Origin of the sequence: Ensifer meliloti (assembly GCF_030064585.1) — a bacterium.
GTDB classification, from domain to species: Bacteria; Pseudomonadota; Alphaproteobacteria; order Rhizobiales; family Rhizobiaceae; genus Sinorhizobium; species Sinorhizobium meliloti.
On the sequence record NZ_CP120365.1, the window covers coordinates 492,628 to 510,352 of the forward strand.

Annotated in this window: 21 protein-coding genes; 9 read left to right on the forward strand and 12 right to left on the reverse strand. The window is 60.4% G+C overall.

Annotated elements, in window-relative coordinates; genetic code table 11:
• Nucleotides 1-243 precede the first annotated feature (243 nt).
• The 4 genes from PZL22_RS09425 to PZL22_RS09440 form a co-directional block, all read right to left on the reverse strand.
• A complete protein-coding gene (locus PZL22_RS09425; protein ID WP_003530992.1) occupies nt 244-888 on the reverse strand; it encodes an HD domain-containing protein in 645 nt (214 codons plus the stop codon).
• 332 nt (nt 889-1,220) lie between these two features.
• Complete coding sequence (locus tag PZL22_RS09430) at nt 1,221-2,138, reverse strand: hypothetical protein (RefSeq protein WP_244422793.1); 918 nt, start codon at nt 2,136-2,138, stop codon at nt 1,221-1,223.
• A gap of 225 nt (nt 2,139-2,363) precedes the next feature.
• Nucleotides 2,364-3,635 (reverse strand): NO-inducible flavohemoprotein, encoded by a 1,272-nt coding sequence (hmpA, locus tag PZL22_RS09435; RefSeq protein WP_324280306.1) that lies wholly within the window; start codon nt 3,633-3,635, stop codon nt 2,364-2,366.
• Nucleotides 3,632-4,306, reverse strand: coding sequence for a TehB-like domain-containing protein (locus PZL22_RS09440; protein ID WP_284718599.1), 675 nt, complete (start codon nt 4,304-4,306; stop codon nt 3,632-3,634). Before PZL22_RS09440 ends, hmpA begins: the two co-directional genes overlap by 4 nt.
• 102 nt (nt 4,307-4,408) lie before the next feature.
• Between PZL22_RS09440 and PZL22_RS09445 the strand changes: the two genes are divergently transcribed.
• The 4 genes from PZL22_RS09445 to PZL22_RS31395 all read left to right on the forward strand — a co-directional run bounded on the left by PZL22_RS09445 (nt 4,409) and on the right by PZL22_RS31395 (nt 6,199).
• Nucleotides 4,409-4,855, forward strand: a complete 447-nt coding sequence (locus PZL22_RS09445) for an Rrf2 family transcriptional regulator (RefSeq protein WP_127541775.1) — start codon at nt 4,409-4,411, stop codon at nt 4,853-4,855.
• Nucleotides 4,856-5,021: 166 nt separating this feature from the next.
• Complete coding sequence (locus tag PZL22_RS09450; protein WP_080573441.1) at nt 5,022-5,186, forward strand: hypothetical protein; 165 nt, start codon at nt 5,022-5,024, stop codon at nt 5,184-5,186.
• Between the two features lie 39 nt (nt 5,187-5,225).
• Complete coding sequence (locus tag PZL22_RS09455) at nt 5,226-5,489, forward strand: hypothetical protein (RefSeq protein ID WP_003530987.1); 264 nt, start codon at nt 5,226-5,228, stop codon at nt 5,487-5,489.
• A gap of 470 nt (nt 5,490-5,959) precedes the next feature.
• Nucleotides 5,960-6,199: a hypothetical protein gene (locus PZL22_RS31395; protein ID WP_003530986.1), complete on the forward strand. Its 240-nt coding sequence runs from the start codon at nt 5,960-5,962 to the stop codon at nt 6,197-6,199.
• A gap of 75 nt (nt 6,200-6,274) precedes the next feature.
• Here PZL22_RS31395 and PZL22_RS09460 read toward each other — a convergent pair whose 3' ends face one another.
• The gene (locus tag PZL22_RS09460) at nt 6,275-6,574 is read right to left on the reverse strand and encodes a hypothetical protein (RefSeq protein WP_003530985.1); all 300 of its coding nucleotides are present in this window, start codon (nt 6,572-6,574) and stop codon (nt 6,275-6,277) included.
• Nucleotides 6,575-6,810: 236 nt separating this feature from the next.
• Here PZL22_RS09460 and PZL22_RS09465 point away from each other — a divergent pair, with 236 nt between their 5' ends.
• The 3 genes from PZL22_RS09465 (at nt 6,811) to PZL22_RS09475 (ending at nt 9,160) form a co-directional block, all read left to right on the forward strand.
• Nucleotides 6,811-7,212: a DUF1236 domain-containing protein gene (locus tag PZL22_RS09465; RefSeq protein WP_003530983.1), complete on the forward strand. Its 402-nt coding sequence runs from the start codon at nt 6,811-6,813 to the stop codon at nt 7,210-7,212.
• 905 nt (nt 7,213-8,117) lie between these two features.
• A complete protein-coding gene (locus PZL22_RS09470) occupies nt 8,118-8,525 on the forward strand; it encodes a DUF1236 domain-containing protein (protein ID WP_003530981.1) in 408 nt (135 codons plus the stop codon).
• A 329-nt stretch (nt 8,526-8,854) separates the two neighbouring features.
• Nucleotides 8,855-9,160 (forward strand): hypothetical protein, encoded by a 306-nt coding sequence (locus PZL22_RS09475; RefSeq protein WP_003530979.1) that lies wholly within the window; start codon nt 8,855-8,857, stop codon nt 9,158-9,160.
• A 69-nt stretch (nt 9,161-9,229) separates the two neighbouring features.
• On the opposite strand, the gene PZL22_RS09480 is transcribed toward PZL22_RS09475, so the two are convergent.
• On the reverse strand, nt 9,230-10,237 hold the full coding sequence (locus PZL22_RS09480) for a GlxA family transcriptional regulator (protein WP_284718600.1): 1,008 nt from the start codon (nt 10,235-10,237) through the stop codon (nt 9,230-9,232).
• Nucleotides 10,238-10,498: 261 nt separating this feature from the next.
• On the opposite strand from PZL22_RS09480, the gene PZL22_RS09485 reads away from it, so the two are divergent.
• Nucleotides 10,499-11,146: an outer membrane protein gene (locus PZL22_RS09485; RefSeq protein WP_003530975.1), complete on the forward strand. Its 648-nt coding sequence runs from the start codon at nt 10,499-10,501 to the stop codon at nt 11,144-11,146.
• 157 nt (nt 11,147-11,303) lie between these two features.
• Nucleotides 11,304-11,567, forward strand: coding sequence for a hypothetical protein (locus tag PZL22_RS09490; RefSeq protein WP_003530972.1), 264 nt, complete (start codon nt 11,304-11,306; stop codon nt 11,565-11,567).
• A 16-nt stretch (nt 11,568-11,583) separates the two neighbouring features.
• Here the strand turns inward: PZL22_RS09490 and PZL22_RS09495 are convergent, their stop codons facing one another.
• Genes PZL22_RS09495 through PZL22_RS09520 form a run of 6 tightly spaced genes read right to left on the reverse strand, consistent with a single transcriptional unit; the run spans nt 11,584 to nt 17,666 of the window.
• Nucleotides 11,584-12,441 (reverse strand): PCC domain-containing protein, encoded by an 858-nt coding sequence (locus PZL22_RS09495; protein ID WP_033048838.1) that lies wholly within the window; start codon nt 12,439-12,441, stop codon nt 11,584-11,586.
• Nucleotides 12,438-13,190: an SDR family NAD(P)-dependent oxidoreductase gene (locus tag PZL22_RS09500; RefSeq protein ID WP_027990713.1), complete on the reverse strand. Its 753-nt coding sequence runs from the start codon at nt 13,188-13,190 to the stop codon at nt 12,438-12,440. Before PZL22_RS09500 ends, PZL22_RS09495 begins: the two co-directional genes overlap by 4 nt.
• 8 nt (nt 13,191-13,198) lie before the next feature.
• Nucleotides 13,199-14,848, reverse strand: a complete 1,650-nt coding sequence (locus PZL22_RS09505; RefSeq protein ID WP_003530966.1) for an acyl-CoA synthetase — start codon at nt 14,846-14,848, stop codon at nt 13,199-13,201.
• Nucleotides 14,845-16,014, reverse strand: a complete 1,170-nt coding sequence (locus PZL22_RS09510; protein WP_003530964.1) for an acetyl-CoA acetyltransferase — start codon at nt 16,012-16,014, stop codon at nt 14,845-14,847. The genes PZL22_RS09505 and PZL22_RS09510 overlap by 4 nt, the downstream gene beginning before the upstream one ends.
• The gene (locus tag PZL22_RS09515) at nt 16,011-16,859 is read right to left on the reverse strand and encodes an IclR family transcriptional regulator (RefSeq protein WP_003530962.1); all 849 of its coding nucleotides are present in this window, start codon (nt 16,857-16,859) and stop codon (nt 16,011-16,013) included. The genes PZL22_RS09510 and PZL22_RS09515 overlap by 4 nt, the downstream gene beginning before the upstream one ends.
• A 3-nt stretch (nt 16,860-16,862) precedes the next feature.
• Nucleotides 16,863-17,666 (reverse strand): SDR family NAD(P)-dependent oxidoreductase, encoded by an 804-nt coding sequence (locus PZL22_RS09520; RefSeq protein ID WP_003530959.1) that lies wholly within the window; start codon nt 17,664-17,666, stop codon nt 16,863-16,865.
• Nucleotides 17,667-17,725: the final 59 nt, after the last annotated feature.

Genomic DNA, 17,725 nt, shown 5'->3' on the forward strand with positions numbered 1-17,725 from the left:
CGGCCCTTGCAAGGCGGACATAATGCCCGCCATCCTCGGCCGGCGGGGAACGCCGAGGACGCTATCAAGTCAACATCGCTGAGAGGAAGAAGCGATATCGACGAATAATTACTACGCTGTTGTAGGAACTCTTAGTATTACACGTTGGTTTAGGTGAAGAATTTCGCAGGAAGTATTTACTGCCGCGTGTCGCAGCTTACTCGCAGATGAAGGCAAGAATCCCCCAACTGCCTCAACCGGCGGCTAGCTTTCAAATGGAGCATTCATCACAAAATCGACGGAAGACGGCCCCTCATACCCCGGCACATATCGCATTCCAAAGTCGCGCAGGAAGTTGTCATAGGTCGTTTCAGGCGCAGCCTCCACCATGTGGCAGAAGCAGCTTGTCATTTTCCTCTTCATGCCTAGCCGCGGATACGCATCAGTAATCGCCTTTCGATCGGCAGCCGGTATCCGGTCATATTGAAGCCCGACAACGTCGAGACAAACGCCAGCCGTACAGAGGGCGACTTCAGGCTCCTTATACAGACCTATTGAAGGGGTCGAGTTGAGCGCGACGCTGTCCCAGATCAACTGGGCACGGCTATCGCTGACGCCCGCATCCAATGCAAACGAACGAGCGATATCGGCTCCCTCAACTTCGAATCGGCGGGGACCTCGGAAGGACGTGTTCAGGGTCACGTCATGCAGCAATGTTCCGAGCGCCACGACTTCGCTGTCATACTTTATGTCTTGAATCCTGGCCAAGCTGACTGCAAACAACCACGACCGAACGACATGGTTGAAAAGATACGGTTCGTAGACCCGTTCAGCGTATTCGATCGCCCTTCTGACCAATTCTGTGTCCGGGACAACCACGCCAGCCAGAATTCGCTTGTCATCTCTCATGTCACCCTCCGGCTATCGGTCGTCAAGCTGGCTGTGTCATAGGACAGATGCGCTGGCCCCATCAGTATACATAGTGCGTATCCGGCCACGCAGTCCTGACGCCACAGGTAATTTCACGAGGATCGTTCAACGAGCTCCGGTAAAGATCGCCATTGCAGATGATGCCCTGTCGGCCGTCTTCGCTCCGGCATGTCTGCCGTCCCGCGGCTCGACACCGTTGGTGGTCGGCCCGCCGCCGGGTCGATTTGGTCTTTGTGGCTTTGGTAGCACTACATCCGTGGCGCGGGAGCTCCGTCTCGAAAATAGAGACGGAGCCTCAGCGGTCGACCGCATCATGGATAACTATGCGGTTCCTCCGGTCCACCCGGGCCATGAGGATGCTCGCTGCTGTAGCTATGCGTCGTCTTTGCCGCATCGCCGATGGCGACATCGCCGTTCATGCCATAGAACACAACGTGCAGGCCCCAGTAAGCGGTGCAGAAGACAATCAGCGCGGCCGAAAGACCGAGAGGGATGTTCGTTACTCTCCGTTTAAAGGTGGTCATCAGGTCCACGCCCCGACGATGGTCCGCCGCGACGGCAATCAGGATGGCCATGATCAAGCCATGGCCGATCAGGTCCACACGGCCGAATGGCCAGACGGCGGCCGTGAAGATGACGAGCAGCGCGATTGCGGACAGTCTCCGGATCAAGGGTGTCCAGAGCAATCCGAAGCCAAGGGTGAATTCGGTGACGCCGGCCATCGGAATGAATACGTCTCTCGGCATGCCAAATGTCAGGAACGGCTTTTCAACGACCAGAGGATAGAACCAGCTTGGAAAGGCAAATTTTTCGAGGCTTGACCACATCAGGGCGATCGCGAGGCCCCAGCGAAGCGCTTCGAAACGGCGCGACCTCAGTTCCTCATTCTTGAGAGGCTCGAGAACGAGATATCCGGCGACACCGAGGCCGAGAGCAAGATAATCGAAGAGGTGAAAGAGCTCATAGTCCCTCAGCGCGAGCATCCATAGTGCGATGATCCCGATTCCGGCGATGGGCATCGTACGGCGGGAGAATATGCAACAGGCGATCACGAGCTGAAGCCAGGAAACCCACTCGGCCGGGGTTTTCAAATCCGGGGTCAGATAGACGCCCCCGACGGCGAAAATAGCGATGAAGAACGCGGCGATGATCGACCGGATGTAGTCGTCCTGACGCTCCCAGAGGGGATCGGTCGCCCAGTTCAAGGCGGTGATGGCTGTTTCGCCCACAGACGTGCGTTCTATGGTGCGGGCCAGAATGAAAAAGACCAGGAAGAGCAATACCCACCCAGAACCAGATATCCCGCAAGGTGTCGCCGGCCGGCTCAGGTCGCGCCCCCACGATGTAGGGGGCAAACCACTTCACGTGAGCGAATGCAGAGATTGGGGCTAGGGTGATGATTGCTGTTGCAGGGAGAGCCCGCATGAGCCATTGGGCCTGCTTCCGCATGGAAGTCACCTTCGTTGAGATAACGATTGCATCGAAATGTCAGGCGACGAGCAACCGTCCGCCGGCCCGAAAAATTCGAAGTGGACCCTGTCGGGGGAGACACCTGCCTTGGACAGCGCCGGAACGAGCGCCCGCAGGAAAGATTTGGGACCGCAGAGATAAAAATGAGAGGTCTCGAACGGGGTCTGCGAACGGAGCCAATCGACGGTGATGAAGCCATCGTGGTCGTGCGAGAGGCCCGCCGCATCGTTGGCCGCAGGATTGCTGTAGAATGTCTTGACGGTAACACGGTCATGGGCCGACGCGAGACTTCTCACGTGCTTGTCCATGGCGTGCGTATTACTGTTCAAAGCCCCGTGGATGAAATGGGCTTCGAGGTCCGGGTAATCCTTCGCAATCGCCTCGAGCATGCTGACCATCGGGGTTAGGCCAACGCCCCCCGAAACCAGCACCACCGGGGCGTTTGGTTCTTCAGGAAGGAAGAAGTCGCCCGCGGGTGGCGTCACCTCGATTTCCGATCCGACATTGGCATGGTCGTGGAAATACAGGGAGCCACCCTGCCCCGCGGCCTCGCGCTTTACCGAAATACGATAGTATTCATCATTCGGCCCGCAGGAGATCGAGTAATTCCGCTTGACCAGACTCCGGTCTGAAAGCGGCAGCCTAAATGTCAGGTACTGGCCCGGCCGATGACGGATGACGCGACCACCGTCCGAGGGTCTGAGGATGAACGACGTCACAACGTCGCTTTCCCTAATCTTCTCGGCAATCGTGAAACGACGCCACCCGTTCCACCCGCCACTGCGGCTCTCAATATCGGCGCGAAGATCACTCTCGCGCTCCTTGAGGATATCCGCAAGGAACCAGTAAGCCTCGCCCCAGGCATTGAGCAGCGCAGGTGTTGCGGCGTCGCCGAGGATGTCCTGGATGGCGGCGAGTAGGGCCTCGGCCACATACGGATAGTGCTCCGGGAGGATGTGATAACCGATGTGCTTATGAGCTATCCGCTCGATGACGGGACCGAGGGCGCTCAGGTTTTCGATGTTCTTGGCATATCCGAGGATGGCAGCCGCCAAAGCATGCACCTGGGAGCCACCCTCGCCCTGGTTCGCATGATTGAACAGGCTCTTGATATGCTCGTCCCGGAAAAGACGCGCATACATGGCCTTTGTGATGTCGCTACCATGAGCTTCGAGTGCGGGAACGCTCTGTTTTACGAGCTCGATGGTTTCGGGCGGACAACTGGCGTGACATGATATTCGGCCCTTTTTGCTCAGTGTTGATAAATTTCGACCGGACGGCGGTCGTGAAACTCGACCCGCAGCTTCACGGGGCCGGCGAGTTCGAGGTTGTGGGAAATTTCGGGGGGAATAATTGCGGGAGTGCCGGGCTCGAGCAGCCGGGGACTGGAGATGCCATCTTCGCGGTAACGCACCTGCCCCTCTTCGACGCGCACTATTCCCCAGGTTCCAGCCTTCAGGGCATGAGCTCCCAGCAACGCTCGCGGCAGCGTGGTCTCGTCGAAAAGTGATGAAATCCGGTAGGGTGTGGGCGCAGTCGGTGGCTGGGGAACTGCATCGGCGATAAGCTTCTCCCCGCAGATCATCAGAGAAAAACGGGCAGCGATCGTTTTGGCCTTCGCCTGCATCTCACGGGCTGTTTGCGTTGGCAGGAGCTCATCGGTCGCCTGATGCCAGAGCTCGAGCCAACGGATGAACATGGCAGGCTGAATCTTCTCGGCGTGCACAAGGTGCATCGATAGAGGATTGCCCTTGTAGCGCCCCGTTGTAAGCATCATCGAAGACCAGAATTCCGACAGCCTTGTCAGATGCTCATTCCAGTCCTCAACAACCTGGAATACCGGGCCTAGTTGTTCGTCAGCACGCACTCGGTCGTAAAAGCGGGCCAATACCCGGGAAATGTCCGCTTCGGTTAGTTGATGCGTCATGGATATCTCCAAAAGATGCATTTTGAATACACCTATTCCTTTCGGCAAAAAGGTGCTACTGAAATGCATCTTTTCTGATCGGGCGTTTTGACGCAGGGTTTAATGAGGCTAACCAAATACACCGACTACGGCATTCGGGTCTTGATACACCTTGGTTTAATCGAAGGTGAGCTTGGCTCGATCCGGGAGATCGCGGCGGCGTTCGACATTTCTCAAGACCACCTCAAGAAAGTGGTCAACGACCTATCGGGTGCCGGCTTCATCGAGTCGGTCCGTGGAAGAAACGGTGGCATCAGGCTTGCGCGACCGCCGGAGCAAATCAACCTGGGCTCTGTACTACGCCACACCGAGGGCCTTGATGAACTGATCGAGTGCGCAGGTTGCCCCATAGCCCCGGCATGCGGTGTACCACCGGTTCTCGCGGAGGCCTCAGCCGCGTTTGCGGCTGTCTTCGACAAATATACGGTCGCTGATCTTATCGTGAGAAAGCCTGAACTCAGACGGTTTCTCGGGGCAGATCAGGTTCGATTTAATGCCTGCTCGAAGTAGAACGCCAGTTGACAGTGACATGGCAAAAACCTCTTCCTTCTAATCAGTAGGTCGTGGGGTCGAATCCCTGCCGCTCACGATATAAAAAGCAATAAAATCAAATCGCCCTGCACAACCAAAATTGAGCAAATCACTCGCATCAACACGTGGTCTGGAGTAAGCGATATTGAAGCGTAACGTGCGCGCCATGAGACTGCTCGCCCTGGCGGCCATTCTGATCGCAGTGCTGCTGTTGTTCCTGCTCGTATCCGGATTTGCCGATGTCCCCTGTCAGGACGGCACCTGGGACCCGACCAGATATACCTGCGTACATACAGGGGTGACGTCATGAAGGCTGCCCCTCGGCACTCCCGCATGCTATAAGAGATCGATGACCGAAAACGAACAGCAGTACGAGTTTTCCGAGTTCTCCGGCGAATTCGTCGACGACGACATCATGGTCACTATCGGCATATACCGCCCGGCCGGCAGCAACGCAGACTGGACGCTCGAGGTCGTCGATCAAGAGGGATATTCAACCGTCTGGGATGATCAGTTCGCTACCGACCGCGATGCTTTCCAGGAATTTCTGGCGACCGTCCATCGCGACGGAATACGCAGCTTTCTCGATCAGTCGATCCGCACCGTCCATTGACGCTGCTGATCTGCGCCGATTTGCCCCGTCGCCTTCACGACGGCAGGCTCGTTCCGCCCGCAATGCCGCTGATGTGATCAGGACACGGAAAATCGCGCTTGATGTAAATGTGCAAAAGCGCTTTACCTGCCCATGTATTTTTGAAGAGGCGTACCGGAATCGCGGAATCAGACCTTTCTCGCTGATGAAACCGCAGATAGCGTCTCTGCGCAGCTGCATTCTGGCTGCGTCCCCGAATCCAATGAAGGCAACTGGATGAGGGCTTGCCCCGCCATTGTGCGGGGCTTTTTCGTGGCCGATGGTACAGCTCGGGCAACCAATTCGAGGCACCCGACACGGAATCGTCCGCTCTCCCTCATGCCCATAAGGATGCGGTCGCGACGTCCGTTTGTAGCCCATTTTAGTCAGAGAGTAAGCATTGCGCCTCGAAATAGGTTGTGCTGCAATTCGCACTCAACCGGAGTGCTGCCATGTTCGATAATGAAGAGATCGGCATCCCCTGCCCCGAATGCGGCCATGAGACCAGCAGGCCTGTCGCTTGGGTGAAGGCGAACGACGAACTCCCCTGCAGGAGATGTGGGACCGCCATCGTGTTGGCGAACGAAAAGCACTTGATCACGATAGAGCAAGTCGCCCGGAACATGACGAAACTCAGACGATCGCTGGCAAAGTTCCGCAGGAATGCTCGTGGTGCGCGTTGGCACCGGTGACATCCATCCGCCGCAAAAAGAAATCCCTCCCCGAATAGCGCTTCGAGGAAGGACTGGCGCCCGTGTGAACCGTCGCTAGAAGTTGAAATAGATCGTCACGCCCGGGCGCCGGTGGTAGCGGTGATAGTCACGATAGCTGTAGTGCCTGTAATGGCGGGGATAGCACCTGCCGTAGTAGCGGCAGGAACGCGAAGCGTACCGTCTGTTCCAGTGGCGCTCCGCGCGCCAATGGCGATGGCGCCGGTGATTGACCTGCTCGACGGCGTCGGTCTTCACTTGTTCCGGCATAGGCACGAATATCGGTGCAGCGCTCACCGGAAGTGAAAAAGACGCAGCCAAGACTACGGCTGTGAGGGCGGATAAGAGCTTTTTCATGGTCTACTCCTTCTCGCTGCCTATCAGCTTGAGCCATTATGCCTGAACCGCTGATGAACAACGCAACGCCCTCGAAACGGCGCGTATCCAAGGAAATCGACTATCAACGAAATATATCCTCGAAGTTCGCACGCTTGATCGGGCAATCGTCTGACATTGAGTCGGACTAAAGTCCAAAGAGTGGAACCGCTTGCTTATTTCCCCGTTGAGTGACGAGTTCAACGAGAGGAAATGCTATGAAGAAGCTCGTATTTATTACCGCGACTGTCGCGCTCATCGCCAGCGGTGCTGTCGCGCAGCAAGCCGATGGTACCAATGCGGCAACCGGCATGGTCGGCGGCGCCGCAACCGGCGCCATTATCGGCGGCCCGATCGGGGCCGGGGTCGGCGCCGTGGTAGGCGCCACGCTCGGCGGCGCACTCACGCCGCCTCCTCCCGAAGTGGTCACGTATGTTCAGCAGCAGCCGGCACCGCCATCGGTGGTCGTTCAGCAGCCGATTGCGGTCGGCAAGCCCGTTCCCGAAACTGTTATGCTGACTCCGGTCCCGGATAATCCCACCTATGCATACGCGGTGGTCAATGAGCAGCGTCTCATTGTGGAGCCGAAGTCGCGCACAGTCGTTCAGGTCATCAACTGACCTCACGGTGGTCAGAACGGCCACCCCACGCTTCGCATAGGGCGCCAGGCCGGCCCGCGTTTACCGCCGGCCTGGAACTTACCCGCGGCGTGCCCGTTCACCCGTGATGAAAGGAGTTGAGCGATGAACCAGATTATCTACCTCGTCGGCCTCGTCGTGATCGTGATAGCCATCTTGTCGTTCTTCGGCTTGAGCTGAATTGAGACGATCCGCTCATCGTCGCGGCCAAGCCGACCCGGCTTTTCCGCAGCTTCCCTCACGGACGCCGTGGATTTATTCGCTGCGGCGTACCGGAAACCGGGATTCAGACCTTCCCACCAGTTCGGCTCAGAGATAGCGTCCGCGTCGTAGTTCCGTTGGAGCTACATCTTTCCCCGCATTTCGTTTGCCAAGCGGATGCGTGCCTGCCCCGCCATCGAGCGGGGCTTTTTTATCGCCATAGCTCCACGTCCCGCCGCGGCTTTGATGCATGCGCGTTTGCGGCGGATGCGGGAGTCGACACGGAGATATCACTAATCTGCCGGACTTTGGTCCCGGTGTCATAAGGCTCTTGGCTGGCCAAAGGTCCGATACGCTGCGCTGCCGGCTGCGATATTGTTCGCATGGAAGGCTGCAGCAAAGCCATCGGCGATTGTTGCAGAGAGATCGCGAGGTCCGAAGCCAGCCGCCGCTGGACGGCGGACCCCGCGAGTGGCCCCGGAGCGGCGTCCCAGTAGTCCCTTCGGGCAGCGCCGCTCTGGGGCTTCGCCGAACCGCTGGGTCGCGCCGGCAACTCGCCTGCCGTCACGGTATATTTCACTCAGGTAACGTAACGTTACTGTATCCAATTGAGAGTCCTACAGTAAAAACAGGAACAAATCACGAAGTACATCGTTCTTCCATCGTATATCAAGGGAGTACGACAGATGAACGCCAAGATCTTCATTGTTACTGCGATCGCAACGGGCATCTTTGCCGCGCCCGCTATTGCAAACGACACCAACCAGGGTGCGGTGACGGGTGCCGCGGGTGGAGCCGTTACCGGCGCTATCGTTGGCGGTCCCGTGGGCGCTGCCATCGGCGGCGCGGTCGGGCTCGTCGCCGGCGCGGTTATCGCTCCTCCGCCGCAGCAGGTCGTAACCTATGTGCGACAGCAGCCGGTTCCCGCCGATACCGTCGTGCTGCAGGAGCGGATCGCCGTCGGTCGTCCGCTGCCGCGGACCGTGGCTCTGACGCCCGTTCCTGAGAATCCCTCCTACGCGTTCGCCGTGGTGAACAACCAACGCGTGATCGTCGACCCAAGAACCTACACGGTCGTCCAGGTCGTTCAGTAAGAGGCATTGGAGCGGGGTGCGGAAAAAGTCTATGCGCTTTTCCGACCTCATCCCGCTCAACCTTATAGATCATGTTCATGATCTTGGTCGACCCGACCTGAGATCATCGTGGTCCAGAGCATTTCCGCGCTTCTTCGAATCGCGGAAATGCTCACGCCCTTCGTTTCCGCGCATCTCCCGATGGTGTGGCACATACACATCGCTTTTCAGCAAAAACTCATTCATGTAAAATTGCCGCTTCCTTCCAAGTCGGAATCGCCCTCTATCGAGGGGAACCAAGGAACCATCCCGCCGTTTCCCCCTAGGTTCGCTTCCGGAGGGCTGCCACCATGTTTACCGCCTTGTTGATTGCCTCACTCGCGGCGCCTTCGAGTCTCGTCTCGGCCACCGCTACGGTCGATGATCTCCAGTCCGATTTCGAAACTGCCGTGGCCTGCCGGCAGATAGACGGCAGGAATGTATGGAAGGGCGAGCTGGCCTACTACATCCAGTCCTATGTCTATGAAGGCGATGCAGCCGCTTCGGCGGACCGCGCCGACATGGCTGATGCCGTGCTGCCGGAGGACAACGAGCCGGAGACGGTCAAGGAATTCGAAGAGGCCTGCGCCGGGTCGGCCGGACACGCACGAAGGTAACCGTTTGAAGCGCAAGTCGCTGCGGCACGTTGCTCCCGCTTGTTGCAGGTCATCGTAAGCGCAGCGCAATTACCCCTTGTCTGACGCGTCCGGTGTAACGCCTGCGCCACGTGCGCTGCGCATTTTCAAAGCGCTCGTCCGGTATTCGCGCCGATAGGCGCGCGAAAAGGCCGAGAGACTGTCGAATCCGCAACGCAGGGCGATGTCACGCATCGGAATTCCGGTATCACGCACGAGGCGGTGGGCGACCTGCAGCCTGAGGCGCAGGTAATAGGCGCCGGGGCTCGTCGAGAGGCCTTTGGCGAAGAGCGTTTCGAGCTTGCGCTGGGAGACGGAAAGCCGGCGCGCCAGCGCCGCGACGGTCATCGGACGCTCGAGCGTGCGCTCCATGAGCCTGATGGCCGCGGCAAGCTCCGGGTCGCGTGCCTCGATACGGCCGAGCGAAACGAAAGGCTGGACATCCGTCGGGCCGTGCATCTGGTCGTAGACGAAAATGCTCGCAACATCCAGCGCCAATGCAGGCCCCAGCCTCTCGGCGACGAGATGCAGCATCATGTCGAAGGTCGGCGACGCGCCGCCTGAGGTCCAGTATTTACCGTCGATCACGAAACGGTCGCCGATCACCTCCAGTTCCGGAAAAGCCTGACTGAAATCTTCGAGCTCCTCCCAATGGGCTGTAGCCTTGCGGCCATTGATGAGCCCCGAACGGCCGAGCAGCCAGCACCCAGATTCGACGCCTGCAACGATGTCGAAATGTCGCGCACATTCCTGCAGGGTCGCGAGAAACCGCTTGCCGGCGTGCCTGTGAAGATTGAACCCGCCGATGATGAGGAGAAGATCTCCCACGACAGGCAGGGTGAAACTTCCGTCCACGGCAATCGGCACACCGCAGGTCAGCATCACCGCCTGGCCGTCGGCAGACAGCAGCCGCCAGCGGAAGACCTCGTGCCCGGCCACTCGATTTGCCGCGCGCATCGGATCGAGGACCGAGGCAAAGGACATGATCGATGATTCGGGCAGGACGACCACCACGACTTCAATCGACGATTGTGGAGAACGGTTCGCAATCATGCCCATAACGTCAAATTTTATGCGTGATATGTCAAATCTCAAACGCGCGTTAGGGCATTATCGACCGGCAATCGATCTCTTTTGCGGGCATTTGCAGGCCCGCTCGGAGATGATGTTCCCCTTTTCCGCTACTTTCGGAAGGGCCGGCCGGAACAACCGCCGGCCCTCTTTCTTTCCCTCGGAACGGGCGGCTCGAAGGCGTTGTTTTTCGCAGACTCGCACCCGATATGTTGCTAATCTCTGCCGCAACAACAGGAGGCATCTGTGATGATCAGAAATGTGCTTGTTGCAGTCTTCGGGGCTTCGCTGCTCGGGGGAGCGGCCCATGCAGCCGATTTGGCACAGGCACCGGAGCCGGCGCCGACGGTCGAGACGATATCCAGCTTCGTATGGACGGGCGGTTATCTCGGCTTGCAGGGCGGAGGCGGCTGGTTGAACAGCGACCTCAGCGTTCCGGGCGGCAGCGCCTCCGAAAAATTCAGCGGCGGCCTCTTCGGCGCCTTCGCCGGCTACAACTATCAGCATGGCGACTGGGTCGTCGGCGTCGAGGGCGATGTCAGCTACAACTGGAACGATGAGACCGTCACCGTCTTCGGATCCGACACCGAAGCCGGGACGGATGTTTCCGGATCCGTGCGCGCCCGCCTCGGCTACACCGTAAACGACCGGACGCTGATTTACGCCACCGGCGGTTGGGCAGTAACGCGCGGCTTCGTCGATGTCGCCGGCGCGCCCAAGGAAAAGGAAACCTTCAACGGCTGGACTATCGGCGGAGGCGTCGACTACGGCTTCACCGACAGCGTCTTCGGACGCGCAGAATATCGTTACAACGATTTCGGAGACAAGGATGTGGGCGGCGTCAACGTCGACCTCGACCAACACCAGTTTACCGTCGGCGTCGGCGTGAAATTCTGATCGCCGCAGGAGTTTCGATCAAGGACCCGGCAATCGCCGGGTTTTTTCTGAAGGCCATATCGGCTCCGACATGAGAAAGCAGCAGGCATCAGGAGACGGGTTGCGGAAGCGGGACGGGATGTAACCGCAGCACGTCGAAACACTACGGGGAGGAAGGATGGGAAGATTTCTGGAGTTCTTGGGCGGTGCGATCGTCATCGGAACGCTGGTTTTGCTGGCGATGACACTGGTCCCCTCTCCCGACGTGAAAAGCCTTGTCGCTGTCCTCCCCTGGGCCTTTCCGGCGGTTGCCGGCGGCCTTCTCCTCGTCGCCTTCGGCGCGATGCTCGACCACCTTGCCGCCATACGCTCGGCGGCAGACCGGCAAGCCGATATTTTCCAGCAATTGCTCGAGCGGCGAAACACAGCGAAGAAGGAGTGAGGCTTGCCATCGACCGTCACTCTTCGACGATCAGCACCTCGAACGTTATGCAAACGGCATCAACGCCGTAGGCTATCTCACCCTCGAATATGGTGCATTCCGTATCGACGATCGCGATATCGAGTTTCGCTTTAGCCTGTCCGCTTCGATCGGGTGAAAGCGTCCCCTTGCGAATAAGCAATTCCGAAGCGGCCGATTCCATGACCTGGCCGTCGGCGAAAGTGCAGCCGACGAGACTGCCGATGCCGTGCAAAGTCGCCCGCTCGATGCCGTGCTCGGCTGCGGTGCGCTCGATCGCCGGATGGATCGGTTCGTTCGGTTTCAAACGGCAGAGAACGGCGCGCCGCGTCGTGATGGCCGGTGCGGCGGTATGAGGCACAGGCGTGAACAGACGGAACCGGGTCTCGCTGTCCTCCAGTTGGTCCATGATGGCGCCCGACATGATCCAGGCTTCCGCCTCCACCGGTTCGGCGAATTGCGAGTCCTTCGGCATCACGTGCCCGGCTGCGCGCAACCCGTCCTCGTGCCGCCAGACACCATGGCCGTGCAGGAACGGCTCCCCGTCGTGCCGGCCGAACGTCATGACCAGATCTTCGATGGGTGCGCGGCCATCAGGCGCATGTATGTCGCTGTACCAGGCGGCATGAATGCCGTCATCCGAGAGAGTCGGTGTGACATAGGCAAGCGGCGCAAACGCACCGCCCCTGACCTCTATCATCGCGCTGTCGCAGCCTTTTTCCGCGAGCGCCTCATGGACGGCTTCGAGCACGCTCCGGCCCGGTTTGAAGGTCAATCGCGCCTTTTCGGCGTGGCACCCGAGAGAGATTACCCTCGGCGTGAACGGTGCACCAGGTTGGCGGAGACTCCGCATCATCGTCCTTTCAAAGCCAGACCGGCGTTGACGAACCCTCCATCGACCGCCAGGACCTGGCCGTTGATATAGCTCGCCTCCTCCGAGATCAGGAACGCCGCGCTGGCCGCGATTTCCCGCGATGAACCGTAGCGGCGCTGGGGGATGCGCTCGTGCCATTGCGCACGCACGTCATCCGTATGGACGGCGCGCGACAAAGGCGTGTCGATTGCACCGGGAGCGATGGCGTTGACGCGAATTCCATCCTGTCCGAGCTCGGTCGCGAGAATGTAAGTGAGCAGGTTGACCGCGCCTTTGGAGGCGCCATAGGCGGCGCGTCCCTTGTTGCCGACAAGGCCCGATACGGAGGAGATGTTGACGATTGCACCGGGCGTGGCCGTCGCCAGCCAATGACGCGCCGCCTCGCGGCAGACGATGAACGTGCCGGTCAGATTGACGTCCAGAATGCGGCGGAAATCGTCGACGCTGGTCTCGACGGCAGGCCTGTCCATCGCGATGCCGGCCGAATTGATGACCGCCCGCAGCGGTGCGCCCGCCGCCGCGGCCGTCGCGATGGCCGATTCGACCTCCTTTTCATCCGTCACGCTGCAGGCGATTGCCTGGGCGGGATCGATCGGGATCGCGCGGCATGCGTCCGCCAGCGCATCGGCATTGCGATCCATCAGGTAGACCCTCCAGCCGCGCTCGTGCAGAAGCCTCGCTATTTCGAGGCCGATACCGGAGGCGCCTCCCGTGATGAGCACGGATTTCATTCCATCGCTCACGGGGCAGCACTCCTGCGCTCTCCGATGCCAGCGGAACCGATATCCAGTTCGCCACGCCGTTCGAGTTCCTCGCGGATCAACTTCTTGGTGATCTTGCCATAGGCCGATTTTGGCATTTCGGACCAGAACACGATCTTCTTCGGAAGCTTGTAGCGGGCAATCTTCCCGTCCAGCCATTCCCTCAGAGCCGCCGCGCCGACCGTCGCACCGCCACGTGCGACGCAAACCGCGATGCCGACCTCTCCCCAGACCGGATCGGGAACGCCGACGATCGCCGCCTCGCTGATATCCGGATGCATCAGGAGCTTTTCCTCGATCTCGCGCGGATAGACGTTGGACCCGCCGGAGATGAACATATCGGAGGCGCGGCCGGTGATGTAGAGGAAGCCCTGCGCATCGACATGGCCAAGGTCGCCTGTACGAAACCAGCCGTTGCGGAACGCTTTCGCGTTGGCCTCCGGGTTCCGGTAATAGCCGGCAAACACCGCCGGGCCGATCACGCAGATCTCGCCGGTTGCGCCCGCCGGGACTTCGTTGCCGTCTTCGTCCTGGATCTGCAGCTGCATGCCCGTCCGTTCGAAGCCGCATGTGCCGATACGCGCATCCGGGCCGTCCTCCGAGCTGTGGAAGGCGGGCGGCAGGACGGTGATCGCTCCCGTCACTTCGCCGAGACCGAAATACTGCACCAGCACGGCGCCGAGCTTTTCCAGCGCCTTTTTCTGGTCGGCACGGTACATCGGTGCGCCGGCATAGATGACATAGCGCAGCGACGAGTGGTCGTATCGATCGACCGACGGGTCCTCGATGAGCAGCTTTACGATAGTCGGTACGGCGAAGAGGTTGTTGACCCTCCATTTTTCGACTAGGGCCCAGAACTGCGGTATGTCGAGCTTCTCGGATGGCAAGAGGATGGTGGTTGCGCCCCTTGCGACCTGGCACAGCTGATGGATCCCGGCGCCGTGCGACAGCGGCGCAACGACGATCGACCGGTCGCGATGGGTCGTAGCCGGAAAGAGATCGCCGATATGGTTGTTGATGACGAAGGCCATTTGCCCGTGCGTCAGCACGGCAGCCTTGGGTCGGCCGGTGGTACCGGACGTATAGAAATACCAGCATGGATCATCGCGATCGACGGCAACAGGCGAAACCGACCTTCCAAGATTGCGCGCAACGATCGCGTCATAGTCTTCGCCGACCCGTGACGAGCCGATCGGGATGCATGATCCGATCTGCTCGCCCGTAGCCCGACATGCTTCGGCATGAGCCTCGAAGGCGGCCTGGAATATCACCAGCCTGGCACCGCTCGATTCGGCAAGATAGGCAACCTCCTCCGGCAGTTGCCGGAAATTCGTGGGAACCCAGACCGCACCTGCTCTGAAAGCCGCGAACATGGACTCGAACATCTGGTTGCAGTTGGCGGAGTGGACGAGAATCCGATCTCCCTTACGCACGCCGAACTCATGGACGAGCGCATATGCCATGGCGTCGACCCGCGCCTCCACCTCGTTCCAGCGCCACCGGCGTTCGCCGTGAACGAGGGCGATTTCGTCCGGATTGCGTCTTGCTGCCTGCGAAAGGAAATTGGCAAGGTTCATGACCCGCGTCGAAACAGGGGTGACGCCGCCCTTGGGTTCGTTGTTCGTCATTTCGCCCGTTCCAGGATGGAGACATAGTTTGCGACGGCAGCGCCGCCCATGTTGAAGATGCCGGCGAGACCGGCGCCGGGGATCTGCATTTCGCCCGCCTCCTCCATAAGCTGCATGGCGGAGATGACATGCATCGAGACCCCTGTCGCACCGATCGGATGACCCTTCGATTTCAAGCCGCCGGAGGGATTGACCGGCAAGCTTCCGCTCCTGGTGGTGGTGCCGTCGCGGATCGCACGGTAGCCTTCGCCGGGTGCGGTCAGGCCCATCGCCTCGTATTCGATCATTTCGGCTATGGTGAAGCAGTCATGCGTCTCGACGAAGGAGAGATCGTCCAGCGTGGCGCCGGCCATGGAAAGGGCCGCTTTCCACGCCCGCCGTGGCCCGTCGAAATCCAGCATGTCCCGGCGGCTGAGCGCAAACACGTCGTTGACGTGGCTGCGGGCCCGGAAGGCGATTGCCCGCTGCAGCGTCGCAGCCGTGTCCGCGTCGGCGAGCACGAGGGCTGCCGCCCCGTCCGATACGAGCGAGCAGTCGGTGCGGCGCAAGGGAGCCGCGACGATCGGATTCTTCTCGGAAACGGTGTTGCAGAACGCAAAACCGAAATCCCTGCGCATATGCGCGTAAGGGTTGGCTACGCCGTTCGCGTGGTTCTTGGCCGCGATCATCGCAAGTTCCTCGGAACGATCGCCGTAACGCTGGAAGTAATGCTGTGCAATGCGGCCGAAGACGCCCGCAAAACCGCCTTCGACGTCGGCCTCCTCTTTCCTGTAGCTGCCGCCCAGAAGGATGTCGCCGACCTCTACCGTCGGAACGGCGGTCATTTTTTCGACGCCGATGACGAGCGCGATGCGGCCGCGGCCGGCCTCGATGAAATCCATCGCGGTATAGATCGCCGCCGAGCCCGTCGCGCAGGCGTTTTCGAGGCGCACGGACGGGACATGAGCGAGCGCCTCGTCGGTCATGCCGACAAGTGCGGCCTGAAACTCCTGCTTGGAGAAGCCGCCATTCATGACTCCGACAAAGATGCCGTCGACATCCGAGGCGGCAAGACCGGCATGGGCAAGTGCCGGCGCCGCAACCGCGGCCATCAGCGCCTCTGTGTCCGCGTGGTCGGTCTTGCCGAACTGGGAGTGGGCCCAGCCTACGATCTGCGCCTTGGTCATCTGGACAATCTCCTTTTGAGAGGTCTTGCAATGGAGGCTATGTGTCGCGTCCCGCGGTCGCGGAACTGCTCGGCGAGCTTGCTTTCGATGCGTGACGCTTCCTGCCTGAGAAGAGCTGCCAGCTCGCTCTGCCGCGGCTCCTGCATGCGGCTGTCGATGGCGGCAATGCTGATGGCCCCGGCGACGCCGCCGTCGGGATAGCGGATTGCGACGCCCACACCCCAGGAGTTGGTGAGGATAAGGCCGGGATTGACCGCATGGCCCTGAGCGCGGGTGAGTTCGACGCGCCGGCGCAGCTCGTCCGGCGCAAGCATCGGAAACTGCTCCTCGAGCACGGCGGCATTCTGCTCCAGCACGGACGAAACCTCCTCGTCCGGCAATGCGGCCAGCATGGCCAGAGAGCCGGCGCCGACGCCCAGCGGATGCACGAAGCCCGCCTGGAGCGCGTGGGTGCGGATCGGAAAGCTCCCCTCCTCGCGGTGGAGACAGACCGACGACGCTCCGCGGCGCACGGAGAGAAAACAGGAGTCGCTGGTCTTCTGCGCCAGGCGATGCAGGCTTTCCGTCGCGAGGCGCAGGAGCCCGTGCCGGGTCGATGCGAGGGTTCCGAGCACATAGGCTTCTTCGCCGATATAGTAGCGCCGGTCGCGGTCGTCCTGCTCCAGGAGACCGGCCCTGATCAGGGCGAGCAGGAGGCGGCGAACCGTAGGTTTGTTGAGACCGCTCTTCTCGACGACGGCGCTCAGGGACATGCCGTCCAACTGCCGGCCAACCAGCGACAGGAGCTTCGCCGCACGATCGACGCTTTGCGAACCGGTCATGTCCCTGTCGGCCGGGTCGCCCATGTTTCAGTGTACCCCCATGATCGTGCAGCTCTGGCCGCCATCGACCGGCAGACAAACGCCGGTAATGAATTTCGCTTCGTCGGAGGCAAGGAACAGCGCTGCATTGGCGACATCCCAGGCATCACCCATGCGCCCGCCCGGAAGCGCCGCGTTGCGGGCTGCCACCATTTCCTCGGCAGAGGCGTATTGCGAGGAGATCTGCTTGTAGATCAGAGGCGTGTCGATCAAGCCGGGGACGACACAGTTCGCGCGGATCCCGTGCGGCGCATATTGAGCCGCGATCGCGACCGTCGCCTGGTTGACCGCCGCTTTTGTCGCGTAATAGGCGAAATAGGGATAGCCGGTCCACCGGATGCCGGCGAGCGACGAGATGTTGACGACGGCGCCACCGCCGGCTTCGATCATGTGCGGGATGACAGCCTTGGCGGTGCGGAACACCGAGCCGAGATTGAGATCCACGGATTGTTGGAACTGCGCTTCCGACAACTCGACCGGTCCGCCCATATGCGTGACGCCCACATTGTTGTGCAGAATGGAAATGATGCCGAATGCCTGCCGTGCGGCCGCGACGGCCGCTTCGACAGATGCGAGAGCGGTGACGTCTGCAGCGATGGCTACGGCTTGCCCACCTTCCGACGCGATGATTGCCGCCGTTTCCTCGGCTGCCTCCATGTCGACGTCGACACAGGCGACCCTGGCGCCCTCACGCGCATAAAGCACGGCGGCAGCCTTGCCGTTGCCCCAGCCGGGGTCCGAGGAACCTGCGCCGAAGACGATTGCCGATTTTCCCTTGAGACGGTCTGCCACTTCGAAACCTCGGAAGGCGCCACACGCTCGTACGCGCCGCGTCGCTGCATCGGTCGGCG